General features: G+C 61.9%; 18 protein-coding genes. 6 read left to right on the top strand and 12 right to left on the bottom strand.

The genetic code is table 11. The annotated features are described in order from the left end of the window. Window positions 1–59 precede the first annotated feature (59 nt). The 11 genes from JZ00_RS15575 to JZ00_RS15525 all read right to left on the bottom strand — a co-directional run bounded on the left by JZ00_RS15575 (window position 60) and on the right by JZ00_RS15525 (window position 12356). A complete protein-coding gene (locus tag JZ00_RS15575) occupies window positions 60–3086 on the bottom strand; it encodes a multidrug efflux RND transporter permease subunit (protein ID WP_039591780.1) in 3027 nt (1008 codons plus the stop codon). Window positions 3087–3099: 13 nt separating this feature from the next. Further along, complete coding sequence (locus tag JZ00_RS15570) at window positions 3100–4248, bottom strand: efflux RND transporter periplasmic adaptor subunit (RefSeq protein WP_039591781.1); 1149 nt, start codon at window positions 4246–4248, stop codon at window positions 3100–3102. 157 nt (window positions 4249–4405) lie between these two features. After that, the gene (locus tag JZ00_RS15565) at window positions 4406–5503 is read right to left on the bottom strand and encodes a DUF1513 domain-containing protein (protein ID WP_039591782.1); all 1098 of its coding nucleotides are present in this window, start codon (window positions 5501–5503) and stop codon (window positions 4406–4408) included. Between the two features lie 2 nt (window positions 5504–5505). Next, window positions 5506–6570 carry an imelysin family protein gene (locus JZ00_RS15560; RefSeq protein ID WP_039591783.1) on the bottom strand — a complete coding sequence of 355 codons (1065 nt, stop codon included), beginning with the start codon at window positions 6568–6570 and terminating at the stop codon, window positions 5506–5508. Between the two features lie 27 nt (window positions 6571–6597). Next, the gene (locus JZ00_RS15555; protein ID WP_039591784.1) at window positions 6598–8025 is read right to left on the bottom strand and encodes a di-heme oxidoreductase family protein; all 1428 of its coding nucleotides are present in this window, start codon (window positions 8023–8025) and stop codon (window positions 6598–6600) included. Window positions 8026–8187: 162 nt separating this feature from the next. Further along, the gene (locus JZ00_RS15550; RefSeq protein WP_039591785.1) at window positions 8188–9528 is read right to left on the bottom strand and encodes a sensor histidine kinase; all 1341 of its coding nucleotides are present in this window, start codon (window positions 9526–9528) and stop codon (window positions 8188–8190) included. Window positions 9529–9596: 68 nt separating this feature from the next. Next, window positions 9597–10034 (bottom strand): Spy/CpxP family protein refolding chaperone, encoded by a 438-nt coding sequence (locus JZ00_RS15545; protein ID WP_039591786.1) that lies wholly within the window; start codon window positions 10032–10034, stop codon window positions 9597–9599. Window positions 10035–10246: 212 nt separating this feature from the next. After that, window positions 10247–10924: a response regulator transcription factor gene (locus JZ00_RS15540; RefSeq protein ID WP_039591787.1), complete on the bottom strand. Its 678-nt coding sequence runs from the start codon at window positions 10922–10924 to the stop codon at window positions 10247–10249. 7 nt (window positions 10925–10931) lie between these two features. Continuing rightward, window positions 10932–11342, bottom strand: a complete 411-nt coding sequence (locus JZ00_RS15535) for a translation initiation factor 2 (RefSeq protein ID WP_039591788.1) — start codon at window positions 11340–11342, stop codon at window positions 10932–10934. A 116-nt stretch (window positions 11343–11458) separates the two neighbouring features. Further along, window positions 11459–11758: a YciI family protein gene (locus JZ00_RS15530; RefSeq protein ID WP_039591789.1), complete on the bottom strand. Its 300-nt coding sequence runs from the start codon at window positions 11756–11758 to the stop codon at window positions 11459–11461. A 1-nt stretch (window position 11759) separates the two neighbouring features. After that, the gene (locus JZ00_RS15525) at window positions 11760–12356 is read right to left on the bottom strand and encodes a septation protein A (protein ID WP_039591934.1); all 597 of its coding nucleotides are present in this window, start codon (window positions 12354–12356) and stop codon (window positions 11760–11762) included. An 87-nt stretch (window positions 12357–12443) separates the two neighbouring features. On the opposite strand from JZ00_RS15525, the gene JZ00_RS15520 reads away from it, so the two are divergent. The 6 genes from JZ00_RS15520 to rluB all read left to right on the top strand — a co-directional run bounded on the left by JZ00_RS15520 (window position 12444) and on the right by rluB (window position 17347). Next, window positions 12444–13307, top strand: coding sequence for a PHP domain-containing protein (locus JZ00_RS15520; RefSeq protein WP_039591790.1), 864 nt, complete (start codon window positions 12444–12446; stop codon window positions 13305–13307). A 13-nt stretch (window positions 13308–13320) separates the two neighbouring features. Next, window positions 13321–13950, top strand: coding sequence for an L-threonylcarbamoyladenylate synthase (locus JZ00_RS15515; protein ID WP_039591791.1), 630 nt, complete (start codon window positions 13321–13323; stop codon window positions 13948–13950). A 132-nt stretch (window positions 13951–14082) separates the two neighbouring features. Next, window positions 14083–14781, top strand: coding sequence for a segregation and condensation protein A (locus JZ00_RS15510; RefSeq protein WP_196304798.1), 699 nt, complete (start codon window positions 14083–14085; stop codon window positions 14779–14781). Window positions 14782–14792: 11 nt separating this feature from the next. Further along, the gene (gene scpB, locus JZ00_RS15505; RefSeq protein WP_039591793.1) at window positions 14793–15740 is read left to right on the top strand and encodes an SMC-Scp complex subunit ScpB; all 948 of its coding nucleotides are present in this window, start codon (window positions 14793–14795) and stop codon (window positions 15738–15740) included. A gap of 38 nt (window positions 15741–15778) precedes the next feature. Next, window positions 15779–15970 carry a DUF1289 domain-containing protein gene (locus tag JZ00_RS15500; RefSeq protein ID WP_039591794.1) on the top strand — a complete coding sequence of 64 codons (192 nt, stop codon included), beginning with the start codon at window positions 15779–15781 and terminating at the stop codon, window positions 15968–15970. A gap of 144 nt (window positions 15971–16114) precedes the next feature. Further along, window positions 16115–17347 (top strand): 23S rRNA pseudouridine(2605) synthase RluB, encoded by a 1233-nt coding sequence (rluB, locus tag JZ00_RS15495; protein WP_039591795.1) that lies wholly within the window; start codon window positions 16115–16117, stop codon window positions 17345–17347. A 152-nt stretch (window positions 17348–17499) separates the two neighbouring features. Here the strand turns inward: rluB and JZ00_RS15490 are convergent, their stop codons facing one another. Beyond that, entirely contained in the window at window positions 17500–18465 is a 966-nt protein-coding gene (locus JZ00_RS15490) for a M29 family metallopeptidase (RefSeq protein ID WP_039591796.1), read from the bottom strand. Window positions 18466–18486 lie beyond the last annotated feature (21 nt).

The following is an 18486-nucleotide window of genomic DNA, read 5'->3' as shown; positions in this document are numbered from 1 at the left end:
CTCGCAATTGCGAGGCCTTTGTTTTTGCACGCCAGCCAGCATCGCACCGGCAACGTGTCTTAACGCTTGTCCGGTTTTGCCAGCAATGTGTAGACGCAAGGCAATACGAACAAGGTGAACAAGGTGCCAATCGACATACCCGTTGCGATCACCGTCCCGATGTCGAAGCGGCTCACGGCCCCGGCACCGGTGGCCAGGATCAACGGCACCATGCCAAACACCATTGCCGCTGTAGTCATCAGTACGGGCCGAAGGCGAATCGACGCGGCTTGCTCCACGGCTTCGCGTGGGCTCAGGCCTTGTTCCTTGCGCAATTGGTTGGCGAACTCAACGATCAAGATGCCGTGTTTGCTGATCAGGCCGATCAACGTCACCAGCCCCACCTGGGTATAGATGTTCATGCTCGACCAACCAAGGAACAGCGGAATCAATGCGCCACAAATCGATAAAGGCACCGTTACCAGGATCACCAGCGGATCCCGGAAACTCTCGAACTGCGCCGCCAGCACTAGGAAGATAATCGCCAGGGCCAAGGCAAAGGTCGCCCACAAGGCGCTGCCTTCCTGTACGAACTGGCGCGAAGCCCCTGCGTAATCGAAGGCGAACCCCACCGGTGCTTCCTCGCGGGCAATCTGTCGAACGGTCTCGATGGCTTCGCCCATGCTCACGGTGGGAAACCCCGAAATGGTCACGGCGTTGAGCTGCTGGAACTGGTTCAGTTGCCGCGGTCGTGCCTGGTCGCTGACCTTGATCAACGTCGAAAGCGGGAGCGACTCGCCCTGGGCATTCTTGACGTAGTAATTATTCAGCCAGTCCGGATTGTCCCGGAACGGTCGCTCCACCTGGGCGATGACCTTGTAGCTGCGCCCTTCAAGGGTGAAGCGGTTGATCTCCGATTCGCCCAGCAACGTCGCCAGGGTTCCGCCCAGGTCCTGCATGGAGACACCCATCTGGGCAGCCTTGGCGCGATCGATGTCCACGACCACCTCGGGTTTGTCGAAGGCGAGGTCAATGTCCATGAAGGCAAACTTGCCCGACTCCAGCGCGCGTTTCTTGACCCGTTCGGCAATTTGCAGCAGCGTCGTGTAGTCCTTCGGCGAGTTGATGACGAACTCAAAGGGCAAGCCTTCGCCGGTGCCAGGCAGCGAGGGCAGGTTGAAGCCGAAAATCTGCAGCCCAGGGATGCTTTCCAGCTTGGCCTGGACTTCGGGCAGGATTTCCATCTGGGTGCGGCTTCGTTCGTTCCACGGCTTGAGCAGGAAGCCGCCGATGCCCGATTGCACGCCGTTGTAGCCATTGATCTGGAAGGACGAGTAATACTCGGGGAACTCCTTGAAGATCGTGATGAAGTGATCCGTGTAGGCGTTCAGGTAATCGAGGTTGGTTGTCTTCGGCGCGTTGGCCATCATGAAGATGATGCCCTGGTCCTCGTCTGGCGCCAGTTCGGATTTGGTGAACATGACCAGCACAGGAATCAGCAGCAGGACGATGACGGCGAACACCAGCACCACTGGCCGGGTTTCGAGCGTGCCATGGAGCATGCGCTGGTAACGGCTCTTCAGGCGTTCGAAGATCACGTCCAGCCGATGGGCCAGCCCCGAGGGATTCTGGTCATGGCGCAGCAGCATTGCGCACATCATCGGCGACAGGGTCAGGGCGACGATGCCGGATATCACCACCGCCCCGGCCAGGGTCAGGGCGAATTCCTTGAACAATGCCCCCGTCAGGCCTTCGAGCAGACCGATAGGCGCATACACCGCCGCCAGTGTGATGGTCATCGAGACCACCGGCATGGCGATTTCCCGGGCGCCTTCTATCGCGGCGTCGAACGGGGTCTTGCCTTCCTCGATATGCCGATGGATGTTTTCCACCACCACGATCGCATCGTCCACCACCAAGCCGATCGCCAACACCATGGCCAGCAAGGTAAGCAGGTTCATGGAATAGCCCATCAACTGCATGAAGAACATGACGCCGATCATCGACAGTGGAATGGTCACCACCGGGATGAGCACCGAGCGCAAGGCGCCGAGGAAGAGGAACACCACGACGATGACAATCAGCACCGCCTCGAACAGGGTCTTCACGACCTCATCGATGGAGGCCTGGATGAAAAGGGTGGCGTCGTAGGCGATCTCGGCCTTGAGGTTGGTCGGGAGCTGGGCTTCCATTTCCGGCATGATCTTGCGCACTTCCTTGATCACGTCCAGCGGGTTGGCGCCGGGCGTGGCCTTGATGCCGATGTACACCGAGGGCGTGCCACCAAAGGAGCTGATGGTGTCGTAGTTTTCGGCGCCCATTTCCACTCGCGCCACGTCCCGCAGCAACACGCGGCTGTCACCGTCGGTCTTGAGGGGGATCGCGGCGAACGCTTCGGCGGACTTGAGTTCGGTGTTGGCGTTGATACTGGTAACGACGTACTCGCCTTTCACTTCGCCGGCAGCGGAAAGGAAGTTCTGCTGGCGCACGGCATTGGTCACGTCGGCAGCCGTCAGCCCGAAGCCCGCAAGCTTGACCGGGTCCAGCCACAGGCGCATGGCAAAGACCTGGTTGCCCAGGATCTCCGCTTCAGCCATGCCGGGCAGGGTCGCCAGCTTGGGTTGGATCACCCGCGACAGGTAGTCGGTGATCTGCGGATTGTTCAGTTCCTTGCTGAAGAAGCTGATGTACATCAGCGCCGAGGCATCGGCTGCCTCACGACTGAGTACCGGGTCTTCGGCGTCCTGTGGCAGCTGGTTCTTGACTTCGTTGGCCTTGGCCAGCAGTTCGGTGAAGAGCCGGTCACTGTTGGAGCCGATGCGGGCATAGACCGAGATCACCGAGAAATTCTGCCGGCTGACCGAGGTCATGTAGTCGATGCCCTCGGCACTGGCCAGGCTCTGTTGCATCGGCTGGGTGATATAGCCCTGGATGGTCTCGGCGTTGGCCCCAGGGTAGGCCGTGGTCACCGTGATCAGGGCGTTTTCCATTTGCGGATACTGACGCAGGGGAAGCTTGCTCCAGGCCTGGAAGCCCAGCAGCACGATCAACAGGCTGACCACGGTGGCGAGCACCGGGCGGCGGATGAACGGATCGGTAAAAGCCATGGGGATTCCTTGATCAGTCCGCGCGTGGCGTGCTGTTCTGTTCGGTCAGCGTCTTGTCGTCGCTGATGGCGATGGGCATTCCGTTGTCGAGTTTGAGCTGGCCGGCAATCACCACTTCTTCACCGCTGTGCACGCCCTTGGTGACCAGGACCTGCCCGTCGCGACGCTCGCCGGTTTCAACGAAGCGCCGCTCGGCGATCAGGATCGGCTGGCCCTTGTCATCTTTCTCGACGTTACCGTCGGCGGTTTTCTTCTGGGTGACCACATACATGGAATTGCCATAAAGCGTGTAGGTCACGGCGCTTTCCGGGACGACGATGCCGGCAGCCATATCTGGCAGGATCACCTGCAGGTTGGCGAACATGCCCGGCAACAGCTTGCCGTCGGGGTTGGCGAGGGTGGCGCGCACCAGCACGTTGCGGGTGGTGTCCTCGACCTTGGGGTTGATGGCGCTGATGGTGCCGACGAATGTCTGGCCTGGGTAGGCCGAGACACTGACATTGACTGGCTGGGCAACGGCGAGCCGAGGCACCGTCTGTTCCGGGACATAGAAATCCACGTACAGGCTGCTGAGGTCTTGCAGGATGGCGATTACCGTGCCGCTGGCCAGGTAGTCGCCAACGTCCACCTGGCGAATGCCTATGGTGCCGCTGAAAGGCGCGACGATGTGTTTCTTCGCCAGCGATGCCTTGAGCTGGTTGACGGTGGCCTGGTTTTTCTTCAGTTGGGCTGCAAGCCGATCGAATTCACCTTTGGAGATCGCCTGGCTGCCCACCAGTTGTCGGCCTCGGCCGAAATCCAGCTGTGACAGGCCGAGGTCGGCCTGGGCGGTTTCCAGCAGGGCGCTTTCGACTTCGCTGTCCAGTTGCAGGAGCGGTTGGCCGGCCTTGACCTTTTGTCCCGATTCGAACTGCAGCTTTTGTACCGTCCCGGCTATTTCCAGGCTCAGGTCAACGCCTTGCGAGGCCTTGAGGCTGCCAACGGTGGGCAGGCGAGACTGCCAGGGCTGCTCGGTGGCCTTGGCCACGGCAACACTGACCGGCGGTTTCGGGGCAGAAAACATCTGGATCTGCTGGTAGATGGAGAAGGCCTTGTAGCCTGCCAGCAACAGCACCACCAGCAGGACAACACCCAACATGATCAGCATGCGGCGTCGCAGCATGTTCCACTTCCTTTGGAAAAGAGCTGAGAGAAACTAAAGATAGGCGGGCACATTACCCTGAGTACGCAGGGTATTCCAGATGCTGTCGGGTCCGTGGTGCGTGGGATTTTTCCGAAATTTCAAAGCCCCCCTGCACCGTTGGGTTTCGCTTTCCTGCTCAGATCAGATGCAAATGGTTGTCCCAGAGCCCCGCCGGCAGGTCCAGCGGTTTGGCAACCAATTGTGATTGCCGGCAATCGTAATAGCGGCAACGCCCTTGGCCCGACGTCACGACAAAACCGTCGGCCACCGCGCCGACCCCTGCGCAGTCCGGCAAAGGCGCATCCAGGCGAACCTCGCCGCTGTCCAGGTCCCAGATGAAAAAGCGGTTGCCCCGTGGTGCCGTCAGGGCCACCAGGCGCAGTTCGCTGTGCACGGCGACGCTGGCGGTGTAGTGCCCCATGGCTTGTAACTGATGTTCGGGCACGGGGAACGCCTGGAACGGTTGGCCCGGACGCTTGATCGCCAGCAGTTGCGACGGCTCGTGCGCCGCGCCCATGAATTGCTGGCCGGAAACGATGGTCCCGTCGCTGGCAATACCCAAATGGCGCACGCTGTTCATTTGCTGGGCGAGGGTTTCCTTGCTCAGCAAAGTGCCATCGCGCTGCATCAGTACCAGGCTCGGTTCCATGGCGTCGAGATTCATCTCGACCCGGCTCTCGGCCTCGGTGCGGATCCCGCCGTTGGCCACCACGAGCGTTTCACCGTCGGGCATCCACGACACTTGATGGGGACCAATACCGTGGGTTGAAATCTCGCCGTTGTGCACCAGCCGCTCGCCTTCGAAACGGTACACGCCCAGCAGGCCACGGCCCGGATCGCGAGTGTCATTCTCCGTGGCATACAGCCACTCGCCACTCTTATGGATCACCGCATGGCCGTAGAAATGCCGGTTCGGCAGCGAAGCGAGGGTCTGCAGCAGCGTCCCGTCGCGCAGGTCGATCAAATAGCTTTCGGTGCCCGGACGGCGGGCGACGAACAGTGCGATCGGCAGCGTCGGGTGATTGATGATGTCATGGCAGCGCTGACTGACCCAGGTAGCGAACGCCCGGGTGCCGTCCAGTCGATAGCCGACGGCAAAGTGATTGCCGTCGCTATCGTCCCGTGCCGAAAGCAGTAGCGGACTCTTGTCCTTTTGCTTGAACAGCGTCCAGCCGCCCAGGGTGACGGCGCCCAGCAGCAAGCTGCCGAGTGCCAGGACCTGACGTCGAAACATGATCAGTCACCGTCGTTGGCGTTGAAGCCCAGTTGAATGCCCAGCGCCTTGGCCAGTTCGCCTTCATGCAGGCGATGGACGACGTTGAGGCTGTCGTACAAATCGTTGAGTTGTTGGCGCCCAGCGTCGTCACCGAGCATTTCGGTCAGCGAGCGCTGGCTGCTGGCGAACAGTTTGAGCGAGGCGTCGTAGGCAGCGTCGATCTTGTCGGCCAACGGTTTCTGGTCGCTGGGCAGCAAGCCTCGCAGGCCCTTGTTGTCGACGCCGACCCACACGGTCCTGGCGGCGCTCAGGCTCGCTTCCAGCCCTTGCAGTGACGACTGGCTGCGCCAGGCATCGGCCTGGAACGGTTGCGGCACGCCCTTGCTCTGGCGGCCCATCGGCGTGCCGAGCTTTTTCTTCAGGGTGTCCAGGGCGGTGACCTGGACCCGCAGCAGATCGGCGATCGCTTCGTGGGAATCGGCGTAGCGCTGGTTAGGAAACTTGCTCATCTGGGCGAGCATGCCGTCGTTGCTGTTCCAGCCCGACAGAATCTCCTCGGCCAGTTGCTTCTGGCGTTCGCCGATGGCGATGAGCAGCGGGCAATACTTGGCTTTCTGGGCGCTGTCAGCCATGTCGATTTTCGCGTCGAACAACAGATATTCGTAGGCCGAAAGCCCTTGCACGACCACGCTGGACTTGGCCAGGCCGGCGGCGTCGATCTGCGGCTGGCTGTTGACCAATTGCTCGACCTGGCGGCCGACGAGGTTTTTCTTGTCGGGCCAGAACTGCACCTGCCAGGCGCGGTTGCCCTCGGCCAGCGGCCCGATCAGCAGTGGTTGCAGCTCGGCCCAGGCTTTTTGCGCCTTGAGGAAATCGGCGCGCGCGGTTTCCAGGTTTTCCTGGCCTTGGCAGAACGCCAGGGCGCTGGTCGCCAGTTGCCGGTCGGCCTCGACCCAGCGGCTGTAGGTCGGCAGGATCACTTGCTTGGCAATGGCGGCCGACGTAACCGCTTGCGGATCCTGGGGCGAGCAGGCACCGAGGACGATGGCGGCGAGGCTGGTGAACAACAGCTTGGGACGGAACATGTCGGGCTCCCGTTTCGGAAATTACGTTTAAAGGGAATTCAGGAAAGCCAATAGCGCAGCGCGCTGTTCGGCGTTGAATGCTAGGACCTGTCGCTGCGCCGCCTGGGCTTCGCCACCATGCCAGAGCACGGCTTCGAGGAGGTTTCGGGCGCGACCGTCATGCAGGAACTGGGTATGGCCGTTAACGGTTTCGGTCAGGCCGATGCCCCACAGCGGCGGGGTCCGCCAGTCACGACCGCTGGCCTTGAACTCGCTGCGGTTATCAGCCAGGCCTTCGCCCATGTCATGCAACAGCAGGTCGGTGTAGGGACGGATGACCTGGTTTGCCAGCTCCGGTTCGGCAGCCTTGGCGGACGTGGTGTATTCAGGGGTGTGGCAGGACTGGCAGCCCGCCTGGAAAAACAGATTCTTGCCCGCCAGCACCTGGGGCGAATCCACGTCGCGGCGGGCCGGCACCGCGAGGTTGCGGCTGTAGAACAACACCAGGCGCAGAATGTTATCGCTGACTTCCGGTTCGCCCTCCGGGCCGTTGCCGTTGGGTGCGCGTTTGCAGTCGACCTGGGCCTCGGTGCAGTCGTCGAACGGCCGCAGGCTGGTGGTCAGGCCCATGTCGCCGGAAAAAGCGTGGACATTCTGTTGATTGAGGTTCGGCTGGCCGGCCTTCCAGCCGAAACGCCCCGGCACGGTCTTTTGTTGGACATCGTCCCAGACCATGTTCGGACGGCCGGCGATGCCGTTTTTTTCCCGCACTTGCGCCTGCGCATTCGCCAGGATGGCGTCATCGGGGATGGCCTCGAGCAGACCCAGGCCGATCATCGGCGGTGCGACGCGGGCCGAAAAGCGTGTGTCGGGGTGCATCGGGCCATAACCCAGTTGAGTAATCTTCAAGGTCGGCTTGCGCAATTCCACCACGGTGCCGTCCGCAAAACGTACCGGCACCGGGGTGTAATCGACGCGCACCTTGCCTTCCGGCGTGACGCCCGGTACCGACATGTCTTGCAGCTGCCCGCCATAGACCGGCTCCGGCACGACGCCGAGTCGTTCGATGACCTTGGCGTACGGCGCTGCATCGGGGATCGACAGGCGCACCAGCATCGATACCGCGCTACTCGCACCTGGCGCTGGCGGGTGGCCGCGTCCGTCCTTGATATGGCAATTCTGGCAGGCGTTGGTATTGAACAGCGGTCCGAGGCCATCGCGGGCGGTGGTGGTCGACGGCGCAATCACCCATGGGCTGCGGAAGAAACTGTTGCCAACGCTGAAGTCCACGCGCCGCGAGGGCGGCAGGTTGGCCGAGGGCAGGGAAAAGGCGTTCTGATCACTCTTGCGGACCGTCGCGGCGCCACCGGAACGGGCTTCACCCGGTTCGGCCTGGGTAAAACGCGGGGCATCGTCGCAGGCACTCAGGCCCAGGGCCATGAACAGTGCACATAAACGAAGAGGCAACGGCGGCATCGGGCGTCCCGGGGGATGAGTGAAAACGAGGGCGCAAAGTCTAACAGGGCGGGGCAGTTTGAATAAGAGGAATTATCGTTTGGTTGGTGAGAGCCGCTTTGATGGGAGGGCTCACTCAAGGATGGACTGACCCTCGCCACAGGTTGAATAGTTCGTCTTGAGTTACGGCTGGACGACAGCCCCCGGCACCAAGGGCAGCTCCAGCGTCGCAATGAACCCGCCCTCAGGATGATTGGCCAGTCCCAATGCACCGCCATGGCGTTCGGCGGCGCGGCGCGCGATGGCCAGGCCCAGGCCGTGGCCGGCGGCGGTCTGGCCGGGGGCGCGGTAGAAAGGTTCACCCAATTGGCCCAGATGCTCGGCCTCAACGCCTGGCCCGTGATCGCGCACGCTGAGCAGGATTCGCTCCCCCTGGCGCACCGCGCGCATTTCGATGGGCTGCCCGTCCGGACTGAAGCGCTGGGCATTGCGCAACAGGTTATCCACGGCCCGCTCGATCATGGTCGGCCAGCCCTTGAGGATCAGGTTCGGCTCCGCTTCCAGTTGCACGATCTGATCTGGCGAAGCCATCTGGGCGTCTTTTTGCAGGGTGACCAGCAGGCCATTGAGATCGACCTCCTCGGCGCTGGCGTTGTCGGCATCGACCCGTGCCAGGACCAGGATTTCACTGATCAGCGCCTCCAGGCGATCGCACTCGCGGGTCAGGCGCGGCCAGAGTTTCTCGCGCTCTTCGGGGCTGGCCCGCTCTGCCAGCGCCAGGGCGATGCGCAGTCGGGCCAGGGGCGAGCGCAATTCGTGGGAGACGTCGCGCAGCAATTGGCGCTGGCTGGCAATCAGGCTTTGCAGGCGCGCGCCCATGCGGTTGAAATCAGTGGCCAGCACGCCGAACTCGTCCCGGCGGTTGGCCAGTTTGGCGAGGCTGTTCTGCTGATAGGTTGCCTGTCCCAGATCATGCACCGCGCCGCGCAGGCGGCTCAGCGGCCGGGTGATGGAGAGGGTCACCAACAGGCTGAACAAGGTCAGTACCACCAGGGCAATCGCCAGGGCGCTGAGGGGCCAAAGCAAGCTGCCGCGGTGCCAGGCGTCCAATTCGGGGTGGGGTATGCGGTAGATGAACAGGTACGTGTCGCCGGTCTTGGCACTGGTGAATTCGTCGGTCAGGCGCCGCCAGGGCAGGCGTCGATCATCGTTGTTCTGTCGCGCTTCGAAGGCGGCGGCACGATGCGGGAACGTGCCACGCACCACCGGATCGCCGCTTTCATTGAGTACCTGGACGTCAATGTGGTACTGGCGCTTGCGCTGTTTGAGGATGTCCTGGGCGGCATCTTCGCCCTGGCTTTCGTAAGTCTGCGTCCACTCCTCGGCCAGGGTGTTGAGACCTGGATGGCGGCTGAGGATCCAGGCGTCCTGGTTCAACATGTGGCCCAGGAGAATCGAAAGTCCCGCCACCAGAGCGATGGCCAGCCAGAAGCTGGCCAGGACGCGCCAGAACAATGAGCGCACGGAGTTATCCTCAAAAAACAAAGAAAGCCCAACGGCGGTGTGCCGTTGGGCTGGGGCATTTCACTGCATTATTGCGCTTTTTGCGGTTGTTGCGCTTTCCAGGCCTTGAATTCGGCCCACTCGGCCCGACGCTCGGCCTGTTTTTTCTGAATCGCGTCGAATTCCTTCTGCTGCTCAGGTTTCAACAGGCCGCGGATCTGTGCATCGACTTTCTGATGCCGAGCCTCCATTTCGTCCTTCATGGCTTTCTGGTCGGCTGGCGACAGCTTGGCCAGGTATTTGTCCACCAGTTCCCGTTGTTCGTGGCGCTGCTCGCCCATGATCTGGCGAATCTGCTGGCGTTGTTCGCGGCTCAGGTCCAGTTGGCTGTACGGGCCTTTATCGTGCATCTGGCCGCCGTGACGCGGGCCGTCCATCGGCCCCATCGGACCTGGACCTTCGGGCATGGCCATGGCGACGGTCGGCAGGGCGGCGGCGAACAGCAGGGCGGTAAGGGTCTTGCGCATGGTGTCTCTCCTTGTCTCATTCCCGGTCAGTTCCGGATGTGTGCAGATTACTGAGATCAAGGTCAGCGGCGGTCAGCGGTGGGTAAAGCTTGGGTAAAGACGGTTTGGTGCAGGCCTGACAAAACAGCATGAGCCAAACACAAAAGTTGTGGCGATAGGATTACTGTGGCGAGGGGATGAATCCCCGCGCCACAAAAGATCGGCGCAGTGCCTTAAAGGCTGTAGTAATAACCCCGGCTACGCAGCGCCACGATCCGTGGACGGCCGTCGGGGTGGGGGCCGATTTTCTTGCGCAGGTTGCTCACGTGCATATCCAGGCTGCGGTCGTACAGGGTCAGCTTGCGGCCCAGGGCGAGCTGCGCCAGCTCCTGTTTGTCCAGCGGCTCGCCCGGCTGCTTGAGCAGCGCTTCGAGCAGGCGGCTTTCGGACACGGTGAGGGTTTGTTCCTGTTCATCGATACTGACCACGCCCCGGACCGGGCTGAAGGTCAGGTCTCCCAGTTCGATCTGGCTGGACACGGCCGCAGGATGGCTGCGCCGCAGCACGGCGCGCAGGCGGGCGGTCAGTTCTCGGGGGTCGCAGGGCTTGGCCAGGTAATCGTCGGCGCCCAGTTCGAGGCCGAGGATGCGGTCCAGCGGTTCGCCACGTGCCGAGAGCATCAGCACCGGCAGCTCCGGATGTTCGTTGCGCAATTGCTTGAGCAGTTCCAGGCCGCTGCCGTCGGGCAGCATCACATCCAGCACCACTGCCGCCGGGGCGGTTTCGGCCAGGGCCTTGCGGGCGCTCAGGCCATCGTGGCAAGCGCGGACCTGGAAACCTTCCTGGCCCAGCCAACTGCCGAGGAGCTCACACAGCTCCTGGTCATCATCTATCAGTAACAGCTCGCTCATGACTCACTCAATTTAGCCATTGCCGACGTTGTCTACGTCCACCGCTGGCAAAGATACCGCAGAGCAGGGCCAATAGCGCTACCCCTGCGCCGACGACGAACCACTGTTGCTGTTCGGTCAGCAGGCGGGGCAGGGGGCTGGACTGGGCTTCCTTGAGTTGCAGCTTCAGGCGCTGGTTTTCCTGGCGCAACCGCCCCACCAGCGCAGTCTCGCGTTCGCCATTGGCGTTCTGTAATTGTTGGGTCAGTTCTTCGCGCATGCGCTCGCTGTCTTTCAAGCGTTGCTGCAATTCGGCGATCTGGCCGCCTGCGCTCAGGGACAACGGCGCTGAATGAGCGGCCTCGGTGCTTTCCTCGCCATGGGCGGGCGCCCCGATCGCCAACGTGACCAACAACAGGCACAACGGACCTTTGCGCATTGCAACTCCTGAATTCCAATCGAGATTAAGCAGATTAGACAGGTTGTCGGCAGGCCGGCGAGAACAATGAGCAATTGAACGCGATGAGCCAGGAAGGCCCATCGCATCGGGGGGCGTTACGGCAGGACTTGCTTGAACGGCTTGACCACGACATCGGCATAGACGCCGGCTGCCACGAATGGGTCGGCCTTGGCCCAGGCTTGCGCGGCGGCCAGGGAGTCGAACTCGGCCACGATCAGGCTGCCAGTGAAGCCGGCAGCGCCCGGGTCGTTGTTGTCCACCGCCGGATGGGGGCCGGCCAGCACGATGCGGCCTTCGGCCTTGAGCTGTTGCAGGCGCTCCAGATGTTCGGGGCGGGCGGCCAGGCGTTTTTCCAGGGAGTTGGCAACATCGGTGGCAATGATCGCGTAGAGCATGTCAGTCCTCGGTTTTTGGCGTGGTGGGGTCGGCATCGTGCAGGTGTCGGGACAGGTAGATACCCTGGCCTATCAGGAACAGCAACGTCATGCCCAGGCTGCCGAAGACCTTGAAGTCGACCCAGTACTCCTGGAACGTGAACGCAACGAACAGGTTGGCGGCGCCGCAGAACAGGAAAAACGCGATCCAGGCGATGTTCAAGCGGGTCCAGATCACCTCGGGCAGGTTGATGGCGTGGCCCATGATGCGCTTGATCAACAGGCGATCACCGATGAAGTGGCTGCCGATGAAGGCCAGGGCGAACAGCCAGTTGACCACCGGGGCTTTCCATTTGAGGAAGGTTTCGCTGTGGAAGGCCAGGGTCAGGCTGCCGAATACAAGGCAGGCGATCAGGGTCAGCCACTGGCTTTTCTCCAGCTTGCGCTGGGAAATGAACAGCGCGCCGTAGACCACCAGGGAGCTGATGATCAATACCGCGGTGGCGCTGTAGATACCCCCTACAGTCAGGGAATGACCGGCGAAGTCGACGGTTCGGGGATCAAGCTTGTAGACGATGAAAAACAGCAGGAGCGGGATGAAATCGATGAATTGTTTCACAGTGGCAGCCAGGAGCAGGATGTGGCGGCATAATAACAAACATCCTTGGCCGCGATAGGGCCAGCTGATTTGAGGTAACAAAGTCTCGTGAATGTTGATTTGCACTGCCACAGCACGGCCTCCGATGGCGCCCTTGCGCCTGCGGTTCTGGTGGCGCGGGCGTTCGAGCACGGCGTGCGAGTCCTGGCCCTGACCGATCACGACACGCTTGAAGGCCTCGATGAGGCGCGCACTGCCGCGACCGCGCTGGGCATGCAACTGGTCAACGGGGTCGAGTTGTCCTGTACCTGGGGCGGGGCGACCATCCATGTGCTGGGCTACGGTTTTGATGTGACGGCACCGTCCCTGGTCCAGGCCATCGCCGAGTTGCGCGATGGCCGTTGGCTGCGCTCCGAGGAGATCAGCCGCAAGCTCGCCCTCAAGGGCATGCCCGGTGCGCTGGAAGGGGCCCGGCAGATCCAGCAGGAGCTGGGCGACAGCGGCAACGCGCCGGCCCGTCCGCATTTTGCCGACTGGATGGTGCGCGAAGGTTTCGTCAAGGACCGCGCCGAAGCCTTCCGCAAATGGCTGGGTGCCGGCAAGCTGGGGGACGTCAAGCAGCACTGGCCGACGCTCGAGGAGACGGTCGGGACGCTGCGGGCCGCCGGCGCCTGGATCAGCCTGGCACATCCCTGGCACTACGATTTCACCCGCAGCAAACGCCGCCGCCTGATAGCCGACTATATTCAAGCAGGGGGCCATGCCATCGAAGTGGTCAATGGCCATCAGCCGGCCGAGCAGGTCGGCAGCCTGGCGATCCTCGCCCGGGAGTTTGGATTGCTGGTGAGCGCCGGCAGCGATTTCCATGGCCCGGGAGGCTGGTCCGAAATTGGCGAATACCGCCCGTTGCCGGAAGATCTGCCACCACTATGGTGTAGATTCAAACATGATCCCGTTATCGCCGACGTCTGAACAGGTAGAACACGTGAGTCAATTTTTCCAGATTCATCCGGAAAACCCGCAAGCGCGCCTGATCAAACAGGCAGTGGAAATCATCCGTAGCGGTGGCGTAGTGGTTTACCCCACGGACTCGTCCTACGCCATTGGTTGCCAGATCGGCGACAAGAATGCCGTCGAGCGGGTGCGACGCCTGCGTCAGTTGGATGACAAGCACAACTTTGCGCTCATCTGCAGCGACCTTTCGCAGTTGGGGCTGTTCGCCAAGATCGACACCGGTACTTTCCGTCTGCTCAAGGCTCACTTGCCAGGGCCGTACACGTTCATTCTCAATGCGACCCGGGAAGTCCCGCGGCTGCTGCTGCATCCAAAGAAACGGACCATCGGCTTGCGGGTTCCGAGCCATCCCATTGCCCTGGCGCTGCTGGCGGAACTGGGTGAACCGCTGATGAGCGTGACGCTGATCATGCCCGGCGAGACCGATCCGCTGACCGACCCCTATGAAATTCGCCAACTACTGGAACACCAGGTCGACCTGATCATCGACGGCGGTTCCGGTGGCATGAAGGCGTCCACGGTGATCAACCTGGCCGACGGCGAGCCGCAGGTGGTGCGCGTTGGCTGCGGCGACCCGACCCCGTTCATGGTCGAGGCCTGAATGTCCGTTGTGGAAACTGCCGTCGACAGCGTAGACAGCCAGGCCGGCGCGCAACAGGAGCTGCCATTCGCCATGGTCTATGGCCAGGCGGTCATGGAAATGCCCCTGGACCTGTACATTCCACCGGACGCGCTGGAGGTTTTCCTCGAAGCCTTCGAAGGCCCGCTCGACCTCTTGCTGTACCTGATTCGCAAGCAGAACATCAACATCCTCGACATTCCCGTGGCGGAAATCACCCGCCAGTACATGGGCTACGTCGAGTTGATGCAGTCGGTGCGCCTGGAACTCGCGGCGGAATACCTGGTGATGGCGGCCATGCTGGCCGAGATCAAGTCGCGAATGCTGCTGCCGCGCTCGGCCGAGGTCGAGACTGAAGAGGATGACCCACGTGCGGAGCTGATCCGCCGCCTGCAGGAGTACGAGCGCTTCAAGGCCGCCGCCGAAGGCATCGATGGCCTGAGTCGGGTCGGACGTGATGTCGTGGTGCCCAAGCTCGACGCTCCCGAGGCGCGGGCGCGCAAGTTGTTGCCCGACGTCAGCCTGGAGGAGTTGCTGATGTCCATGGCCGAGGTGCTGCGCCGTGGCGATATGTTTGAAAGTCACCAGGTCAGCCGCGAGGCGCTGTCCACCCGAGAGCGCATGAGCGATGTGCTGGAACGGCTCAAGGGCGGCGGCTTCGTGCCTTTCGTCGAGCTGTTCACCGCCGAGGAAGGGCGTCTGGGCGTAGTGGTGACGTTTATGGCGATCCTGGAATTGGTCAAGGAATCCTTGGTCGAGCTGGTGCAAAATGAGCCGTTCGCAGCGATCCACGTGCGAGCCCGAGCCGAATAACGAGCAAATCAATGAACCTGACTGAACCCCGCGAGCTGGCCCCCTTGCTTGAAGCTTTCCTGTTGGCCTCGGGAAAGCCGCAATCGATGGAGCGCCTGTTCGAACTCTTCGAAGAAGGCGAGCGACCCGAGCCAGCCGTGTTCAAGAAAGCGCTGACGCTGCTGGGCAAATCCTGCGAGGGTCGGGCTTTCGAGCTCAAGGAAGTTGCGTCCGGCTATCGCCTGCAGATTCGCGAAAAATTCGCGCCTTGGGTAGGGCGCCTGTGGGAAGAACGGCCGCAGCGTTATTCCCGCGCATTGCTCGAAACCATGGCGCTGATCGCCTATCGCCAGCCGATCACTCGCGGCGAGATCGAGGACGTGCGGGGCGTGGCGGTCAACAGCAACATCGTCAAGACCTTGCTGGAGCGCGAGTGGATCCGCGTCGTCGGCTATCGCGATGTGCCGGGCAAACCGGCCATGTTCGCCACCACCAAGGGTTTTCTCGATCACTTCAACCTGAAGAACCTCGACGACTTGCCGCCGCTGGCCGAACTGCGCGAGCTGGAGCCTGCGCCGACGCTGGAGTTCGAGGACGCTCCGGTGCCCCAGGGCCTGCAAGAATTGGCCGACGCCAGTGCCGAGCCCGAGGAGCCGAAGGAGGAGACCAGTTTCCATTCGTTGTTGCTGGAACTGGACAGCATGGAGGAGGGCTTGAAGACCGATTTCGATGACTTGCTGCGTAAGGAGCCTGGCCTGGAAGGCGAGGCGGATGAACCAACGCCGCCTCTGAATGAAATCGAGCACGCACCGGAGCCTGAGCCGGAAGAGGACATTCTCGGTGTCGCCGAGGCCCGGGAAAAATTGCTCGCCGCGGTTGCCGCCCTTGAGCCGCCGGAACCCGAACTGAGCGACGAAGAGGCCGAGGCCCGCGCCTTGGCTGAAGCGATCGAAAACGAACGGCGCCAGTTCGAGGACTGATACTGCCTAACCTCCGCCTCTGCGAGGGCGAGTGAACCATGAACTCCACAAACGACCCTTGCATCAGTCTCTGCAAGTTCGACGCAGATATTTGCATTGGCTGCGGGCGCAGCAAGCGTGAGATCAAAACCTGGAAAAAACTCGATAAAGACGACAAGCGCGTCGTGCTGGCCGAGGCGGCGCTGCGCCTGATCAAGCTTGGCGCCACCGGTCGGCGGAAAAAACGCTAAGCGCGTTCCTATCAGCTAGTCTCTGATGCGCAATCACATCAACGAGCGTATGATTCGCGACCCTTTGGCGATCCCTTCGCCGAAAGACCTGTTTTCAAAGTGTCAGGCCAAGCCTGGCTCGACCACACCGGGAGGTGCCCAGAAATGAACGACCAAGACCAGAACGACAACCAGGAAATCGGCCCCGCAGGCGAAAAACTGCAAAAGGTCCTTGCCCGCATCGGCGTCGGCTCGCGCCGTGACGTGGAAGCCTGGATCACCCAGGGCCGGATCAAGGTCAACGGCAAAGACGCCACCTTGGGCCTGCGTGTCGACATGCATGACGCCATCACTATCGATGGCAAGGTGATCAAGCGTGAAGAGGCCGCCGAAACGGTGCGCCGCGTGATCATGTACAACAAGCCCGACGGCGAGATCTGCACCCGTGACGATCCGGAAGGCCGCCCGACCGTGTTCGACAAGATGCCGCGCCCGAAAGAAGGCCGCTGGATCAACATCGGTCGCCTGGACATCAACACCACCGGTTTGCTGATGTTCACCACCGATGGTGAGCTGGCCAACCGCCTGATGCATCCGTCCTACGAGATGGACCGCGAATACGCGGTACGTGTGCGTGGCGAAGTCGATGACGAGATGATCGAGCGCCTCAAGGCCGGCGTCGTGCTGGAAGACGGCCCGGCGCGCTTCACCGACATCAAGCAGGCACCCGGCGGCGAAGGTTTCAACCACTGGTACCACTGCGTGGTGATGGAAGGTCGCAACCGTGAAGTGCGGCGCCTGTGGGAATCCCAGGGGCTGGTGGTCAGTCGCCTGAAGCGCGTGCGTTTCGGCCCGGTGTTCCTCAACTCCGACCTGCCGATGGGCCGCTGGCGCGAAATGACCCAGCAGGAAGTCGACATCCTCGCGGCTGAAGTGGGCCTCAAGCCTGTGGCAATGCCGCAGATGACCGCCAAGAGCAAGGACAAGCTGGAGCGGATGCAGCGCAAGTCCTCGCGTCCGATGGGCAAGACCGAGCGCGTGCGTACACTGCGCCCGGCGGCCGAGGGCGTAGCGACTGGCCCACGTCCTTCCCGTGAGCCGCAGATCGAAGGCGAGCGCCCGGCCCGCAAGCCTGCACCGCGTCAGGACGGCGAACGCGGCCCGCGTGCGCCACGTCCGGCCAATGGTCGTACCGAGCGGGGCGAAGGCCGCGCCCCGGCCGGTCGCGGTACGCCAGTGGCCGATCGCCCGGCTGACACCAAGCGTCCGGCCAAACCTGCGCCGAAAAAGCGCCCGGGTATCATCCTGGCCGACCGCGACGCGCCATCGGGTAAACGCCGTGGCGCACCGGCAGGTTCGGGTCAGCGTCCGGGGTTTGGGCGTCGTAAGCCGGAGTAAACAGCTGCGAGCTTCCAGCGTTTAGCTGCAAGAAAAAACGCCAACCGTTGGGGTTGGCGTTTTTTTTGTCTGGCTTTAGCGATGCTGTGCCTTTGAGTCTGCCTTCGCGAGCTTGCTCGCGATGACGCAGCCGTCCTACAACCAATCCCAGCCTAAAGCACAAACCGCCCATCGAACATCGGCTCTTTGTCCAGCGCCAGCACACCGCTTTCGAAAATCAGATCCAGGTGATGGCTGCCCTTGGCCCCGCCACCGAGCCCCAGGTGCAGGCCGCAATGGCGTTCTTCAAAACCGGCATTGCGCGCGTACAGGCTCTTGACCCCTTCGTTGGTGCCGATCCCCAGTTCCTCGATGCGTCGGTTTGATGGATTGGCATCCAGGTACCGGTTGAAATCGTGTTCAAGACCCGGGACATCGGTGGCGATCTTCTGGATCGTGGAGTCTTCGATCCACAGCTCCAACGGCGACTGCAGCACGCCGTATTTGCGCGCAAAGGGGATGGTGCCGAGGAAGGTGCCGACGAATTTTACCCGGCCATTGATGGTGTCGCTGTGGGTGGCGATTTCGCCAGGCGCCAAATCGTAATTGCCGACGCCGTTGATGTCGGTCCACTTCTTGACACCGTTCAGCGCGGTGTCGAAATACGAGCCGTGCTCGTCCTCGAAGCTCAACGTGGTGGCCTGGGACATGCGGCGGATCAGGTGGCTGTTGAGCCCGGCGATACGCTGCGGAATCACGCTGAAGGTGTCGTAGAAGTATTCACCGTAATCTTTGAACAACAGTGATTTTTTCCAGTTGTCCGCCATCACCCCTTGCAACGCGCGGACAAAATCGGGGCCGTCGGGGCGCGGGTTGGGAAGGGTGGAAGAGTCGTAGAAGAAAATGTACAGGTCGCTGTCGGCAATCGCTTGGGACAGCCGCTCCGTGGTTTCAAGGTCCAGGCGCATGGCGCTGAACCGGAACGGTGATGTGCCGCCGGCCTGTTCGGCAATGCTGCCGGCCAGCGCTTCGTAATCGGCGGTGTGGCCGAGCAATACCTTGGCGGGCTGGATGCCGGCCAGGGCGGGATGATGTTCGAGGTAGTAAAGGAAATGTGAGATGGCTCGTTGTGTGTCCATGCTTATTCTTCCCTGACGATT

Source organism: Pseudomonas frederiksbergensis (assembly GCF_000802155.2).
In the GTDB taxonomy this organism is placed as follows: Bacteria; Pseudomonadota; Gammaproteobacteria; order Pseudomonadales; family Pseudomonadaceae; genus Aquipseudomonas; species Aquipseudomonas frederiksbergensis_A.
Note: the sequence above shows the minus strand (reverse complement) of the source record. Positions and strands in the feature narration are given on the sequence as shown.